Annotated in this window: 12 protein-coding genes; 9 read left to right on the top strand and 3 right to left on the bottom strand. The window is 31.1% G+C overall.

Going from position 1 to position 15,213, the window contains the following annotated elements:
• Positions 1-170: 170 nt before the first annotated feature.
• From BMY82_RS05475 to BMY82_RS05435, 9 genes are all read left to right on the top strand, one after another.
• Entirely contained in the window at positions 171-833 is a 663-nt protein-coding gene (locus BMY82_RS05475; protein WP_091975538.1) for a sugar transferase, read from the top strand.
• A gap of 14 nt (positions 834-847) precedes the next feature.
• A complete protein-coding gene (locus BMY82_RS05470; protein WP_091975536.1) occupies positions 848-1,618 on the top strand; it encodes a glycosyltransferase family 2 protein in 771 nt (256 codons plus the stop codon).
• A gap of 12 nt (positions 1,619-1,630) precedes the next feature.
• A complete protein-coding gene (locus BMY82_RS05465) occupies positions 1,631-2,443 on the top strand; it encodes a glycosyltransferase family 2 protein (RefSeq protein WP_091975534.1) in 813 nt (270 codons plus the stop codon).
• Between the two features lie 48 nt (positions 2,444-2,491).
• Complete coding sequence (locus BMY82_RS05460) at positions 2,492-3,601, top strand: hypothetical protein (RefSeq protein WP_091975532.1); 1,110 nt, start codon at positions 2,492-2,494, stop codon at positions 3,599-3,601.
• A 30-nt stretch (positions 3,602-3,631) separates the two neighbouring features.
• A complete protein-coding gene (locus tag BMY82_RS05455; protein ID WP_091975530.1) occupies positions 3,632-4,399 on the top strand; it encodes a glycosyltransferase family 2 protein in 768 nt (255 codons plus the stop codon).
• A 90-nt stretch (positions 4,400-4,489) separates the two neighbouring features.
• Positions 4,490-5,938 (top strand): polysaccharide biosynthesis protein, encoded by a 1,449-nt coding sequence (locus BMY82_RS05450; protein ID WP_091975528.1) that lies wholly within the window; start codon positions 4,490-4,492, stop codon positions 5,936-5,938.
• Between the two features lie 600 nt (positions 5,939-6,538).
• A complete protein-coding gene (locus tag BMY82_RS05445; RefSeq protein ID WP_091975526.1) occupies positions 6,539-8,014 on the top strand; it encodes an NlpC/P60 family protein in 1,476 nt (491 codons plus the stop codon).
• A 354-nt stretch (positions 8,015-8,368) separates the two neighbouring features.
• Positions 8,369-10,516, top strand: a complete 2,148-nt coding sequence (locus BMY82_RS05440) for a family 10 glycosylhydrolase (protein WP_091975524.1) — start codon at positions 8,369-8,371, stop codon at positions 10,514-10,516.
• Positions 10,517-10,618: 102 nt separating this feature from the next.
• On the top strand, positions 10,619-11,968 hold the full coding sequence (locus BMY82_RS05435) for an alanine/glycine:cation symporter family protein (RefSeq protein ID WP_091975522.1): 1,350 nt from the start codon (positions 10,619-10,621) through the stop codon (positions 11,966-11,968).
• 114 nt (positions 11,969-12,082) lie between these two features.
• Here BMY82_RS05435 and BMY82_RS05430 read toward each other — a convergent pair whose 3' ends face one another.
• The 3 genes from BMY82_RS05430 to BMY82_RS05420 all read right to left on the bottom strand — a co-directional run bounded on the left by BMY82_RS05430 (position 12,083) and on the right by BMY82_RS05420 (position 15,129).
• Complete coding sequence (locus BMY82_RS05430) at positions 12,083-12,658, bottom strand: YdcF family protein (protein ID WP_091975520.1); 576 nt, start codon at positions 12,656-12,658, stop codon at positions 12,083-12,085.
• A 231-nt stretch (positions 12,659-12,889) separates the two neighbouring features.
• The gene (locus BMY82_RS05425) at positions 12,890-13,870 is read right to left on the bottom strand and encodes an LCP family protein (protein WP_091975518.1); all 981 of its coding nucleotides are present in this window, start codon (positions 13,868-13,870) and stop codon (positions 12,890-12,892) included.
• A gap of 209 nt (positions 13,871-14,079) precedes the next feature.
• On the bottom strand, positions 14,080-15,129 hold the full coding sequence (locus BMY82_RS05420) for an LCP family protein (RefSeq protein WP_091975516.1): 1,050 nt from the start codon (positions 15,127-15,129) through the stop codon (positions 14,080-14,082).
• Between the last annotated feature and the right edge of the window lie 84 nt (positions 15,130-15,213).

Here is a 15,213-nt window from a genome sequence, read left to right as displayed (position 1 = left end):
TTATTAATAGTAATCAACTTGTATTATAGCTGTTTTTTTAGTATAATATCATTTGGTGTATAATACGCTAAATGTAGGAAAATCATGTAATAATATTTCATTTGGTAATATTATATACTTTGATAAATTAATAAAAATATTCTAAAAAAAATTTATGGAGGGAGGACAGTATGTCTTTTAATAAATACTCAGGTGAAGATGCTGTATTAAAAGAATACATTGATCTTATAGATTATGATATTGTAAAACATGGAAAGGGATTTGAACTATATCAAAGATTTTTCGATATACTATTATCTTTAATTGGACTTGTAATAGGGATACCGTTAATACTAATATTTGGTATACTTATTAAAATAGAGGATAGGGGACCTATAACTTATAAGCAGGAGAGACTAGGTAAAAATGGAAAAGAATTTTATGTTTATAAGTTAAGATCAATGAGAACTGATGCTGAAAAATTTGGAGCACAGTGGGCTGAAAAAGATGATCCTAGAATCACAAAGGTAGGAAAGTTTATAAGAAAGACAAGAATTGATGAAATACCTCAGCTTTGGAATATCTTAAAAGGTGATATGGGAATAATAGGTCCAAGACCAGAAAGATCAATTTTCACAAAAGAATTTGAAGAAAAGTATCCTAATTTTGTATATAGACTTGCCGTAAAACCAGGGCTTACAGGATGGGCTCAAGTAAATGGTGGATATGAAATGGATCCTGGAGAGAAACTTGAATATGATTTATATTATATAAAAAATAGAAGCGTACTACTGGATATAAAAATAGTATTTATGACTGTAAAGGTTGTATTTACAGGAGATGGCGCGAGATAAGAAAGGAATTTTTAATGAGTAAAAAGTTTATTGATAATCTGGTTTCTGTAATTGTGCCTGTATATAATGCAGAAGATTTTATGTGCGAAACTTTAGATAGCATATTGGCACAGACTTACAAAAATATAGAAATTATATGTATTGATGATATGTCAAAGGATTCTTCAAGACTTATAATAGAAGATTATGCAAGCAAATATGAAAATATAAGACCGATTCTTCTTGAAGAAAATGGTGGGGTTTCCAATGCAAGAAATGTTGGTATTGCTAATGCAAGGGGGAGATACATAGCTTTTCTTGATAGCGATGATGTTTGGATGCCAGAAAAAATAGAAAAACAGATAAAATTTATGCAAGAAAATAAATATGCATTTACTTTTACAGGTTACAGATTCATGGATGCTGACAGCAAGCTTTTAAATACTGTCGTACATGCAAAGAAAGAATTAACTTATGACAAACTTTTAAGACAGAATGCTATATCATGTCTGACAGTGGTTATAGATAGGGAATATATAGAAGACATATATATGCCTAAGATACATCATGAGGACTATGCAGCATGGCTTAGAATACTGAAAAAGGGTTACAAGGCTTATGGTCTTGATGAAATTTTGGCAAAGTATAGAACAAGACAAAATTCTTTATCAGGAAATAAATTAAAAGCAGCAGGATGGACATGGAATATTTTAAGAAATGAAGAAAATTTAGGACTTATAAAAGCGATTTATTGCTTCTGTTATTATGCTGTTGTAAATGTATATAAGCATATTATTTCTAAGTAAAGAGGTGTATAAATGAAATTCAGTTTATTATTGGGTACCTATGGGTCTAGATTGAAAGAACTAGATTTTTTGTTTGAAAGCCTAGATAGACAAACATATAAAAATTTTGAACTAATTGTCGGTTCCCAAACTAATTTTGAAGAAATAGAAGAATTATTAAAGAAACATAGTTTTGAGTATAAGCATGTACATGCAGATGGGATAGGCTGTTCAAATAGTAGAAATGCTACTATGGATTTGGCTACGGGTGATGTCTATACATTTACTGATGATGATTGTTGGTATTTGGATAACACACTAGAGATTGTAAAATCATATTTTGATGAATATAATCCCGATATAGCTAGTTTTCAGCACTATGACCCTATAGAAAAAAAGTCTACGATTAATTATCCAAAAGAGAAAATATTGGGGATAAGTAGGATGCAGACTTTAAAACAGGCTACTCTTGATATGTGGTTTAATTCAAAAAGTATTGATCCACATACACATAAGTTTGATGAGAGATTTGGAATTGGAACTAAGTACAATTCAGGAGAAGAAAATATTTATATAATGGATGCTTATAGAGCTGGGAAAAGAAAGATTTATTATTTCCCAGAAATAGTTTCATACCATCCATATAAGGCAGTTAATTATATAGATAAAAAGTCCATGTTAGGAAAAGGACCTTTGTTTAAAAGACTTTTTGGCAGATTTTGGGGATTTTTTATGTTTATTGCCTTTGCTTTTAAAAAGAAGAAAGAAATTAAAGAAAATAATAACGGTGAATTTTGGGGAATATTTATTGATTCTCTAAAGGAGCAGCTAAGATTTAAATTGTAAAATATAGTCTTAGCTAGCAGGATACTTACTGGAAATGAGGTATTACAGATGATAAAAGATAAATGGAAAAACAGAATTGGTGTAACCGTTATTTTCTTAGCAATAATGAAGTACTATGGAGTATTTTTTGGATTTTCAAATCTATCTAAATACTTTATGTTAATTTCGTTGTTACTTGCGACTGTGCTTGTAATTACAAATATTAAAAGATATACTTTAGTTCATTATGGCATATTCGCTATATTTGCAGTGCAATTTCTATTGTCTAAAAATATAACGGCGATATACACATATTATCTGTGTCTGGCACTTTACAATGTCGACTTTAAGATAATTGTAAAATGGTTTATGATTATCAACGCAATTTTGTTTTCGATATATTTGTGTATGAACCTTGTAGGAATCCATCCGACAGAATATCTAGAAGGCAGAAATGATTTTGGTTTTGGAAATCCAAACACAGCCTTTATAAGTATGTTCCTTGTTTGGATATCGTATTTCTATAGTATATACAATAAGAAAAATAAATTAGATTATGCATTACTGTTTTTATTTGTGTTTTTAATGTATACTCAGACTACTACTAGAACAGGTCTGTTGACAGCGATAATGACAATAATTGCATTTTTCATACTTGAAAAAGTCAATTTGGAGAAAAAGTGGGTTAAGGTATTTATATCGGGATTTCCAATTTTCATGACTACATTGAGTCTTGTTTTTGCTACAGTTTTAAGTAACAATTACTTTATAAATAAGATTCTTTCTCATAGACCTTTGTATTGGCATTCCTATGTAATGCACCCAAGTAAGGGAATTAATTTATTTGGCTATCCTTCAAATATAAGAGACATACTTTTTACTCAAAGAATGCCTCTAGATAGTGGCTATATATGGACATTGTATAGTTCGGGACTAGTAGTTTACACAGTTTTGATACTTATGATGACTTATACTTTGTACAGATTATGTGTAGAAAAAAAGAGGGCGGAGATACTTTTAATAGTTAGTTTGCTTATCTACTGTTTTGCAGAAAGTATAATGCTAGATTTGGCAACAAATGTAGGATTGATTTTAATAGTATCAGGTGTTTCAAATTTAAGATTTAAAAGATTTAAGAAAACGGCAGGTAATATAAAGCTTAAAAAAGTTGGAAGTTAGCAGGTTTCTTATAAATTGAGGAGAGAATAGATGAGAGATGATTTAGTATCGATAATAACTCCCGTCTACAATGCGGAGGAATTTATCAGTAATACAATAGAATCCGTAGTGAATCAGACATATAAAAATTGGGAGATGTTGTTGATTGATGATTGTTCTACTGACTCATCGGCTGAAATAATTAAAAAAATTGCTGAAGGAGATAGTAGAATAAGATACATAAAACTTGATAAAAACTCCGGAGCGGCAGTTACTAGAAATATGGGACTGGAAAACGCAAAGGGAAGATATATAGCTTTTTTGGACAGTGATGATGTCTGGAAGGAAGAAAAACTTCAAAAGCAGATGGATTTAATGAAATCAAAAGATATTGGATTTTGCTTTACATCATATAGATATATGATTGAAGATGGTTCTCCTACTAATAAGGTAGCAAGAGCTCCTGAAAAGATTAACTATAACGGACTTCTTAAAAACACAATTATCGGGTGTTCCACTGTATTAGTAGATAAGAAAAAAATTGGTGATTTCAGAATGACTAATGTTAGAAGAGGGCAGGACACTGCCACATGGTTACAGCTTCTGAAAAGAACTGATTATGCATATGGAATATATGAAGATCTAGTATGGTATAGAGTAGTAGATGGTTCTCTTTCACATAATAAGTGGAAGGCTATAAAGAGAACATGGAATACATATAGAAACGTTGAACATTTAAGTTTACCAAAAGCTATGTATGTTTTCGTTTTTTATGCATATAATGCTCTTAAGAAAAGAATAAAAAATGAAAAAGAATAATATAGTAGGCTTTGTATAGTTTTGTTAATTTATATGAATTAGACAAGCTTACAGAGCCTTTTATAATATGTAGATTAAGTGAGGTCAGCTATGTGTAACTATAAGGAAATAAAAGTTATGATTATCGGGGCTGGTGAAGCCGGTCAAATGGTAATTAGTGAAATAGATAAAAATAGAAAAAAATTAAAAAGAAGAGTAGAAGCAATACTAGATGACAATGAAAAGATTATAGGTAAGAATATATGTGGCCATAAAGTATTGGCTAATACTGACAAAATAAAAGAAGTTGTGATAGAAAAGAAAATAGATGAAATAATTTTCTCTATTGCCAATATAACAAATAAAAGAAAGAAAGAAATATTAGATGTCTGCAGGGCGACAGGATGCTATACAAGGACTATACCAGCTATGACTGAGATAATTGATGGCAAGGTTGATTTTAAGGTTATCAGAGACGTAGAGATAGATGACCTTCTAGGCAGAGATGTAGTGAAGCTAGACACAGAAGCCATCAAAAGACAGATAAATGGAAAAGTTATAATGGTAACAGGTGGCGGTGGGACAATTGGTTCAGAACTTTGTAGACAAATATCAAAGTATAATCCTAAAAAGCTTGTTATTTTGGATAATTTTGAAAACAATGCCTATGCTATACAGCAAGAACTAAAGATGAAGTATGGAAATAGTCTTGATTTAGATGTAGTAATAGCTACTATAAGAGAAGAAAAGAGACTTGATATTATATTTGAAAAATATAAACCAGAGATTGTTTATCATGCAGCAGCTCATAAACATGTTCCTTTGATGGAGTTTAACAAGACTGAAGCAGTAAAAAATAATGTTTTTGGAACACTTAATGTTATAAGAACAGCAGATAAACACAATGTAGGCAGATTTGTTCTTATTTCAAGTGATAAGGCAGTAAATCCTACAAATATAATGGGGGCTACAAAAAGAATGGCTGAGATGCTAATACAAACTTACAATGATCTTAGCAATACAGAGTTCGTAGCTGTAAGATTTGGAAATGTACTTGGCAGCTCTGGTTCAGTAATACCTCTATTTAAGAAACAAATAGCCATGGGAGGCCCTGTAACAGTTACTCACAAGGATATAATACGATACTTTATGACAATACCAGAAGCTGTAGCACTTGTAATGCAGGCAGGAGCTATGGCAAAGGGTGGAGAAATATTTGTTTTAGACATGGGTGAACCAGTCAAAATAGATGACTTGGCAAGAAATATAATAAGATTAAGTGGATTTGTTCCAGATGAAGATATAAAGATAGAATATACAGGATTAAGACCTGGAGAAAAATTATTTGAAGAACTTCTTATGGCAGAAGAAGGTCTTAAAAATACAGAACACGAGAAGATATTTATAGGAAAGCCTCAGACTTTCGATAAGGATAAAATATTCTTTATGCTAGATAAGTTAAAGGAAGCATCTTTTGAAGAAAGAGAAGAAGAAACAGATCAACTTATGAGAAAGTTAGTAAACACGTATATAAGACCAGAAGATGTAAATAATATTTAAGGATTAAGACACGGCAAATTAACCTAAAGATAATTGGATTTTATCTAATTAATAGTAAATTGGTTTTTTTGTTGTGTTTTTATTTTGAAATAGAATATTTCAAATCTAAGTTAAAACACAGAAAAAATCTTAAAAAGAATAGGCTTGCAAGAAAATAGCCTATTTTCTATTTAAAATTTAGTATGTGAAAAGAATTACAAATTGTTAATAATAGTTTTATATCTAAGCAAGTTGAATTTATAAATAGATAAAAAAATACAAAATAATAGAAATTTGATTTTTTACAAACAAGGTTAAATTAATATAAGTAGTTTATTATCAATGGATATGAAAAAAATCATATATTTTTTGGATTTATAGAATATTTTTGGCAAAGATATTTTACTGTTTAGTATAAATTTAAGAAAACTAGTTCAAATATTATAAAGAATGTAAAAAGAAAAATTATATAAAATATTTGATAAAAGTTACAAAATAATAAAAAAGTATGACAAGAAAACGTTAAAAAGTTACAAAATGTAATTTTTTGCTTGATTATTAGAAACTCTTGTGATAAAATAAAACTTGTTAAATGAAAAGTAGTAATAGAGGGAGGTAATGATGCAGTTAAAAAAGAACAGTCATAAGAAAATAATAGCTGTTGCCTTAGTTGCCTTAATGATGACATCGGGAGCGGGGACGAGAATGTCTCTAGCAGATACAGTAGAGCAGACTGAAAGTATTACAGAAACGATACAGAATGACAATACGTTAGATGACAGTACATCTAGTGAAAATATAAGTGTAGATGAATCAAGTCAGGAAAATAATGTTCCTAACAAGGTTAACAGTGTAAACGGTGAAGTTATAGAAACTAAACCAGAAGGCAATATAGTTGAAGAAAGCACATTAGAAACAGAAGATCTAAATAATGCAGCTAAAACTTCAGCTAAATCCTTTGAAGGATTTGCTAATGAAAATGGAAAATGGTATTTCTACTCAAACGGACAGAGAAAAAAGGGATGGGTAGATTATAAAGGTGTAAAATATTATATATTGAATACTTATCAGCTCCCTCAGAATATGTGGAGAATGATACAAGGTCACAAATATTACTTTAATAAAGATGGAGTAATGATAAGAGACCAAAAGATGACAATAGATGGCAAGGTATACCAGTTCAATAAGGAAGGTCATCTAATACCTAATGACACGACTACACCAGTAGGTATAATACCAGAAGAACAAAAAGCTATATATGATCAGGGAGAAAAGAACCTGATTGAAGCTAAAAACAATAAGAAGTTTGGTGTTATAAATGAAGGTGGAACATGGTATAAATACGAAGATGGAAAAAGAACTAGAGGTTGGTATAAGGAAGGAAATAAAACTTATTACTTCCTAAATACATTTAACAGAGCGGAAAATATGTGGAGAAAGATAAATGGAAAGCTTTACTATTTCGGTTCTGATGGTGCAATGTATAACAACACAATTAAATATATAGGAAATCAGACATATAAGTTTAATGCAGATGGTTCTCTAGATGAAAAAGCTGCTACTACAATAGCTCTAATGGATATTTCGATTAGAGTATCTCCTGACAACACTTCTCAAATCATAGGAAAGTTTATGAAGGGAAATGGAGTAGAAGTCTTAGATAAAAGCGGAAACTATTCAAAGGTAAGAACTGGAGACGGAAAAGTTACTGGTTGGATTCCTTCGAATTCGATACTAGCTCTTAGACAAGAAAAAATTAATGCAGTAATATCTGTAGCAAAGTCTAAGCTAGGAAGTCCATATGTATGGGGTGCTACTGGTCCTTCGTCATTTGACTGTTCAGGACTTATGGTATACTCATTTAAACATGGTGCAGGAATAAACTTACCGAGAGTTTCTAAGCATCAGGCTACAGTAGGTAGATATGTATCTAGATCTGATTTAAGACCTGGAGATCTTATTTTCTGGGGAAATCCTGTATATCATGTTGCTCTATATATAGGAGATGGTAAGTATATACATGCTCCACAGCCTGGAGATTATGTAAGAATATCGAACTTAGGTGGATATACAACAGCAAGAAGAATAATAGAATAGGCATAATTTAAAAGGTGAGGTATTTTCTCACCTTTTTTTAATAAAATAAAGGGATGGAAAGAAAAATAATGTTAAAATTTTATTTTTAAAAAAGCTAAATGGTTTTTTATTTAAAAAAGAAAATAATAAGATAATTTTAAAATTTTAAAAAAAGCATTGTTTTTATTTATAATACATGATAATATTAAAATATAGATTGACAAACAACAAAAAAACAATTGAAACACAATACTATATACAGATGATATGAGTAAAGTTTTTTAAAGTCTTTGGAAATCTATTTATTGATATAATCTTGAATTGTATTCATCCCTTGTGTAAACTTAATGTAATAGAAAATTTGGAGGGATAAAGATGAAAAAGATTATTTCTATTTTTACATCAGTTCTTATAATGCTTGGAATGGTAATATCTCCAGCATTTAGTGTTACTGATTCGAAAGCAGCAGAAACAGAGATGAGAGCGGCATGGATATCTACAGTTTATAATATAGACTGGCCGTCAAAGTCTTCATATGGGAATGCTGAAAAACAAAAGAAAGAGTATATTGCTCTTTTGGATAAACTAAAGGGAGCAGGTATCAATACTGTTGTGGTTCAAGTTAGACCAGAGTCCGATGCAATATATCGTTCAAAAATTAACCCATGGTCGAGATTTCTTACAGGAACACAAGGCAAGGATCCAGGATATGACCCTTTAGCTTTTATTGTACAGGAGTCTCATAAAAGAGGAATGAAAGTACATGCATGGTTCAATCCATATAGAGCTAGTGTATATTCAGACAAGTCATCAAGTGCATCAAGTAATGCAATAAACAAGCACCCAGATTGGGTAATAAAATATGAAAATAAATGGTATTACGATCCAGGTAAGCCTGAGGTTGTAAACTACATAGTGGATACTGTAGCAGAAGTAGTACAGAATTACGATGTAGATGGTGTGCATTTTGACGATTATTTCTATCCAGGTCCAGCTTTTCCAGATGATGCTACATTTAAAAAGTATGGTTCAGGAAATAAGGACAACTGGAGAAGATCAAATATAAACAATATGATTAAAAGAGTAAGAGATAAGGTTCATTCAATTAAACCTAATGTTGAGTTTGGTGTAAGTCCTGCTGGTATATGGAGAAATTCATACAATGATCCAAATGGTTCCAAAACTTCAGGTGGTGAATCTTATATTAAGCAGTATGCAGATACTAGATACTGGATCAAAAATGGTTTGGTAGACTATGTAGTTCCACAGGTTTATTGGAGAATAGGTCACCCTAAGGCAGATTATGCAACTTTGGTTAAGTGGTGGTCAGATCAAGTAAAGGGAACAAATGTAAAACTTTATATAGGTCAAGGAATATATAAACATGGACAAAGTGACTATGGTGGAGAAAATGTTGCAAAAGAAATAAAACAACAGATTCTTCTAAACAGAAGATATCCAGAAATAAAGGGAAGTATATTCTTCTCAGCAAAGGATATAGTCAATCAACCACAAGTTTATAATGATTTGAAGTCATTATATCTTGATTCTTCTAATACTGGTGTTGCTTTACCAGATGGAGGAAGACTTCCTTATCAAAATGTTCTTATGGGAAGAGATAGAGCTGATACAGCTATTGAAATAAGTAAAAAAGGTTGGGAAAATGAAGCTTCAGAAGCAATTCTTGTAAATGGGAAAGACACTATATCAGGAGTTGTAGCAAGTCCTTTAGCTTCAAGTCTTAATGCACCAATTTTACTTAAATATCCAAGTAGTATAAGTGATGCTACAATAAATGAAATGAAAAGACTTAATATAAAGAAGATTACATTAATAGGTAATGAAGATACAATAAATCAAAATGACATAGATAAAATAACAAATGCTATTCCTGGAATAACAGTAGAAAAAATATTCGCTGAAAATCCTCAGGAGATTTCTACAAATATAGCACAGATTATTGAAAAAAATACATCTGTAGATACAGCTTATATTGCAAGTGAAAATGCAATGGCAGATGTTCTTTCAGTAGCTCCTAAGGCGGGAAGTGAAAGAAATCCTATAATTATTACAGATAAAGATAGTATCAGTGATAATAATAAGGAATGGATTAAGTCGAATAATTTAAAAAATATATATGTAATAGGTGGTTCTGATACTATATCAGATTCTCTTGTGAACGAAATTTCTTCTCTTGCAAAGCCGGATACAAAAGTAAGCCGAATTTCAGGTACAGATAGAGTTGAAACAAATACAGCCGTAATTGAAAAACTTTACAATAAGAAATTTACACAGAAAGCTTTTATAGCTAGAAGTAGTGCACCGATAGATGCTATTACAGTAAGTGCATTGGCTCAGAGAACAGATTCTCCAGTAATATTAGCTGGAAATAGTGTTTCTCAATACCAGAAAAATGTATTAGAGCCAAGAAGTGCAAGTTTAGTTTATAAGGTTGGTGGTCAAATAAATACTAACACTTATAATATGATATACAATTTACTTGGTGGTGTAATGAGTAATTAATAGCCAAGAAGTAGTCACCCCCAGGTAATAATAAAGATATTTTTCGGATTTCCGACATCCGATTAATATATATATATTATAAATACTTTGGGGGTGTTTTACATGAATGATCAATTACTAACAATTGTTCAGGCCATAAATGATATTTTATGGGGAAAAATTCTTATTGTTATGCTCGTAGGTTGCGGAATCTTCTTTACTATTAATTTAAGAGGTATACAAATAAGAAAGTTTGGTAAGGCATTTAAGCAAGCTTTTGGAGGTTTCACTTTAAAGGGTGAAAAAGCAGGTAAAGATGGTATGTCGTCTTTCCAATCTCTTGCTACAGCTATAGCAGCACAGGTAGGTACAGGTAACCTTGCAGGTGCAGCTACAGCTATTGTTTCAGGTGGTCCAGGAGCAATATTCTGGATGTGGATCAGTGCTTTCTTTGGTATGTCTACAATATTTGCAGAAGCAGTATTGGCACAGACTTACAAGAAAGAAGTAGATGGTCAAGTTACAGGTGGTCCAGCTTACTATTTAAGATATGGTATGCACAGTAAATTTTTATCATCTTTATTTGCGGTATCAATTATTATAGCCTTAGGTTTCATAGGTAATATGGTTCAGGCAAACTCAATTGGTGTTGCATTTAAGTCAGCTTTTAATATCAATCCACTAATAGTAGGTGTAGTTCTAGCTTTTCTAGCTGGATTTATATTTATAGGTGGTATAGGAAGAATAGCTTCTTTTACAGAAAAACTAGTTCCTATCATGGCTGCATTTTATATCGTAGGTGGTATAATAATACTTGTAATAATGGGCAAGGAAACTGGAGTAGCATTTAAGCAAATATTTGTAGGTGCCTTTGATCCTTCAGCAGTTCTTGGTGGTGCAGCAGGTGTTGCAATGAAAGATGCTGTTAGATATGGTGTTGCAAGAGGATTATTCTCAAATGAAGCTGGTATGGGTTCAACTCCACATGCACATGCAGTAGCTAAAGTTGACGATCCTACTCAGCAGGGTCTTGTTGCAATAGTAGGTGTATTTATAGATACATTTGTAGTTTTAACAATAACAGCCTTAGTAATAATTGCTACAGGTGCAAATTTATCTGGTGCAACAGGAATAGAAGCTACTCAGAAAGCCTTTGAAATGGGATTCGGTCATTTCGGTATAGTTTTCGTAGCAATAGCTCTTCTTTTCTTTGCATTCTCAACTATAATAGGTTGGTACTTCTTTGCTGAAGCAAATATCAAATACCTATTTGGACCAAAAGCTCTTAATCCATTTAGAATAATCGTATTATTATTTATAATACTTGGTACAGCTCTTCATGTTGAGCTTGTATGGCAATTAGCAGATATGTTTAATGGTATAATGGTAATACCAAACGTAATTGGTCTAGTTGGCCTTTCTAAGGTAGTTAAGAAGGCGCTTGTTAGTGCAGAAGAGAGAAATATATTATAAAATATTTAAGCTTTATATAAATTAAAAAGGAGACAGGTAATTACCTGTCTCTTTTTTATGTAGAAAACTTTATTTCATACTTTTATATATTAATTTTCCAATTTTACCATATAACTATCGATCTAAAAAATAAGATTTTACTAGAGCAAGAGCTTCTCTAAAATAAGACTTTAGCAAAACAGTTTTAGGAGTTTTGGCAGGTACTCCATATGCTTGAAAATTATTTCTTTCTGCTAGCATTTTTGCCCTTAGAATATGATAGTTATTGCTGACTATATTAACTTTCACAGGACCTTTTTTGTCAATAAGCTCTCTAGCAAATTTCATATTTTCAAAGGTATTCTCTGATTTATCTTCAAGTAATATTCTATCTGGAGAGATACCTTTTTCTAAAAAAAAGTTTTTAATAGCAAGAGCTTCTGGGATAAGCTCATCTGAACCCTGTCCTCCAGTTGCTATAAGCTTCATATTAGGGTAGCGCTTCATATATACTAGAGCAGTGTTCATCCTGTTTAAAAGCGATCTAGAGGGTTTTGAACCATGTAGCTTTGCCCCAAGAACCATAATATATTCTGCATCTGGAGAGAAGTTATTTCTAGATCCATAAATTATCATCCCTTCTAAAATAAGTATTATAGAAATAAAGGTCAAAAAAACAATTTTTACAATCAAAAGTAGTTTCATTTTCATACTTTCCACCTTTCAAATATAGTATTGGAATAGAAATTAAATTCTCAAATACAAGAATATTATACTATATATTGCTAATAAATAGTGTAATATTTTATAACAGTAAATAATAAATAAGTAAACATTATCTATGTACTATCAATAAAAAACCGACTCCAATTTGTTAGTACATTTCAAATAAAAAGAGCCGGTTTAAATTTTTAATTTTTGATATTAATATTTTTAGGGAACTTATTTTCCAATTCCAGGTTTAAACTCTATATCGTTGAAAATGAAGTTCTTTAAATCTTCTACAGTAGAATCTTCAAATCTAAGAACCCAACCATGTCTTCCTAGTATACCACCAGTAGAATATCCTGGAGGATCTACAATAGGGAATTCCATCTGCTTAATATTGTCAGTTCCGATAAATGCTACATTTAAAGCACTCTTTAGTATATCAAGAGTAGTCATATTAGTCTTGATATATGGTGATGCAGCCTTTAGCAGGAATGGATATTTTATTTTTGGAGTGTTCTTTATTTCCTTCATTACACTGGCAACAATCATACGCTGTCTATTATCTCTTCCAAAGGCACTGTCATTGTGTCTTATTCTAGCAAATGAAAGAGCCTGGTATCCGTTTAATTTCTGCTCTCCTGGATGTTCTATAAGCTTCATTTCGCCCTTGTCCTTGTTAGTGCTCCACTTATATGTTTCCGGAATAAATTTATTTAGTTCATTTATTTCGTTTTGAGTAACATCGACAGTTACTCCACCCAATGAATCGATTATGGCTATAAATGATTCAAAGTTAATAAGAACAAAGTCGTTTATATCTATTCCAAAGTTTTTTTCAATTGTTTTTATAAGTAGATCTTCCTTACCATATGCGTAGGCATGAGTAAGTTTTGAATAACCGTGACCTGGTATATCTACAAAAGTATCTCTAGCAAGAGATGTTATCTTTATATCCTTATGAATCTTGTCAATAGTAAGAATCATCATAGAATCTGTTCTAGAAGTTTTTTCACCTGGTCTAGCATCACTTCCCATTATAAGTATATTTTTTATACCTTCTTTATTGGCATATGATAAATCATTTAGAGATTCAGTATTAAGCTTTGAATCATGCATATTTCCAACAAAAGAAGAAGTAATACCAAAGGCTGCTACTGGAAGAGCTATAACAAGTATAAATAAAAATATTACTATCTTTTTCAATTTAGACATATTTTTCATCCTTTCATATTTGATCCATTGTAAAATACAACAGAGTCTATTTATACAATTTTACAATATAAATATTAATTTCAGCATAATAGTTATAAAAAAGTATTTTTAAAATATTAGAGGTTGATTATACTATTGAAAAACTTTAATGTCAATAGTAGTTAATAAAAAATAAAAAGTGTTGTAAGTTTACAACACTTTTTTCTTTACTATTCATAAGATGGAGCACTCATATATTCTGGGTCATCAGTATATTGAGACTGTTCCCCCTTTTCCTTCCAAGCTCTAGTAGCTTCTTCTATATCCTGTTGACTAGGTTTTTTATTATCAAATATGAATTCATGAAGTAGTGGAATTTCATATTGTTCAAATGGTATTACATAACCTGATTCTGGAAGTCTAATTTCATTTTCAGGATGTAGTGGGAATTGCATAGTAGTTAAATGCAAATCTCCAAGATTTAAAACAGTCATACCAAGTGACATAATCTGTCCAGGATTCATATTTGTTTTTACATACGGTAATATTGAGTCCAATAATTTTGGATATTTTGACACTGGCATAGTGTCTACCTTTTTAATAATGGCCTCAATAACCTGTCTCTGTCTATCATCTCTTTCCATTGTACCGTCATTGTGTCTAATTCTAGCAAATGCTAATGCTTGATACCCTGCAAGTTTTTGCTCACCAGGTTTTTTTAACAGTTGCATAGGCGGTTTGTTTTTCTTTTGATCCCAACTATAACATTCCTTTATAAACTTATTCATTTCATTAATCTCGGGTTCAGTAAGCGTTACATCTATACCACCAATTGCGTCAACGATATCAATAAATGAGAAAAAGTCGACTTTAGCATAGTTTTGAAGATCGAGCTTAAAGTTTTTTTCGATAGTTTCAATTAGAAGCTTTTCTTTACCAAATGCGTAGGCATGAGTAAGCTTTTGGAAACCATGACCTGGTATATCTACAAAAGTATCTCTACCAAGTGAAGTAAGTTTAAGCTTCTTATGTTTATTGTCAACTGTAAGTATCATCATTGAATCGGATCTTGATACAGTTTCTCCAGGACGTGCATCACTTCCGACCAATAATATATTTACAATCTGATTATCATATTTATATTGATTTGAAGCAAGCATATCAAAGTCACCATCGACTTGCATTGTTTTCAATTTTGAGTATACAACAGTAGCAAAACATGCCGGTATTGCAACTACCAATAGCGCTAGAAAGATTACGAACTTTCTAAGACCAGACAAAAAATCACCTTCTTTACATTCTAAGTTACACATTAACTATTATATTAAATATTTTGTCAGTAGTAAAGAGAGAAAATAAAATTA

Origin of the sequence: Peptostreptococcus russellii (assembly GCF_900110295.1) — a bacterium.
Classification (GTDB): Bacteria; Bacillota; Clostridia; order Peptostreptococcales; family Peptostreptococcaceae; genus Peptostreptococcus; species Peptostreptococcus russellii_A.
Note: the sequence above shows the minus strand (reverse complement) of the source record. Positions and strands in the feature narration are given on the sequence as shown.

What these genes read in the sequence shown, in the direction of transcription:
- BMY82_RS05475 (WP_091975538.1), top strand. Translation starts at nt 171, where the DNA reads ATGTCTTTTAATAAATACTCAGGTGAAGATGCTGTATTAAAAGAATAC.
- BMY82_RS05470 (WP_091975536.1), top strand. Translation starts at nt 848, where the DNA reads ATGAGTAAAAAGTTTATTGATAATCTGGTTTCTGTAATTGTGCCTGTA.
- BMY82_RS05465 (WP_091975534.1), top strand. Translation starts at nt 1,631, where the DNA reads ATGAAATTCAGTTTATTATTGGGTACCTATGGGTCTAGATTGAAAGAA.
- BMY82_RS05460 (WP_091975532.1), top strand. Translation starts at nt 2,492, where the DNA reads ATGATAAAAGATAAATGGAAAAACAGAATTGGTGTAACCGTTATTTTC.
- BMY82_RS05455 (WP_091975530.1), top strand. Translation starts at nt 3,632, where the DNA reads ATGAGAGATGATTTAGTATCGATAATAACTCCCGTCTACAATGCGGAG.
- BMY82_RS05450 (WP_091975528.1), top strand. Translation starts at nt 4,490, where the DNA reads ATGTGTAACTATAAGGAAATAAAAGTTATGATTATCGGGGCTGGTGAA.
- BMY82_RS05445 (WP_091975526.1), top strand. Translation starts at nt 6,539, where the DNA reads ATGCAGTTAAAAAAGAACAGTCATAAGAAAATAATAGCTGTTGCCTTA.
- BMY82_RS05440 (WP_091975524.1), top strand. Translation starts at nt 8,369, where the DNA reads ATGAAAAAGATTATTTCTATTTTTACATCAGTTCTTATAATGCTTGGA.
- BMY82_RS05435 (WP_091975522.1), top strand. Translation starts at nt 10,619, where the DNA reads ATGAATGATCAATTACTAACAATTGTTCAGGCCATAAATGATATTTTA.
- BMY82_RS05430 (WP_091975520.1), bottom strand. Translation starts at nt 12,658, where the DNA reads ATGAAAATGAAACTACTTTTGATTGTAAAAATTGTTTTTTTGACCTTT.
- BMY82_RS05425 (WP_091975518.1), bottom strand. Translation starts at nt 13,870, where the DNA reads ATGTCTAAATTGAAAAAGATAGTAATATTTTTATTTATACTTGTTATA.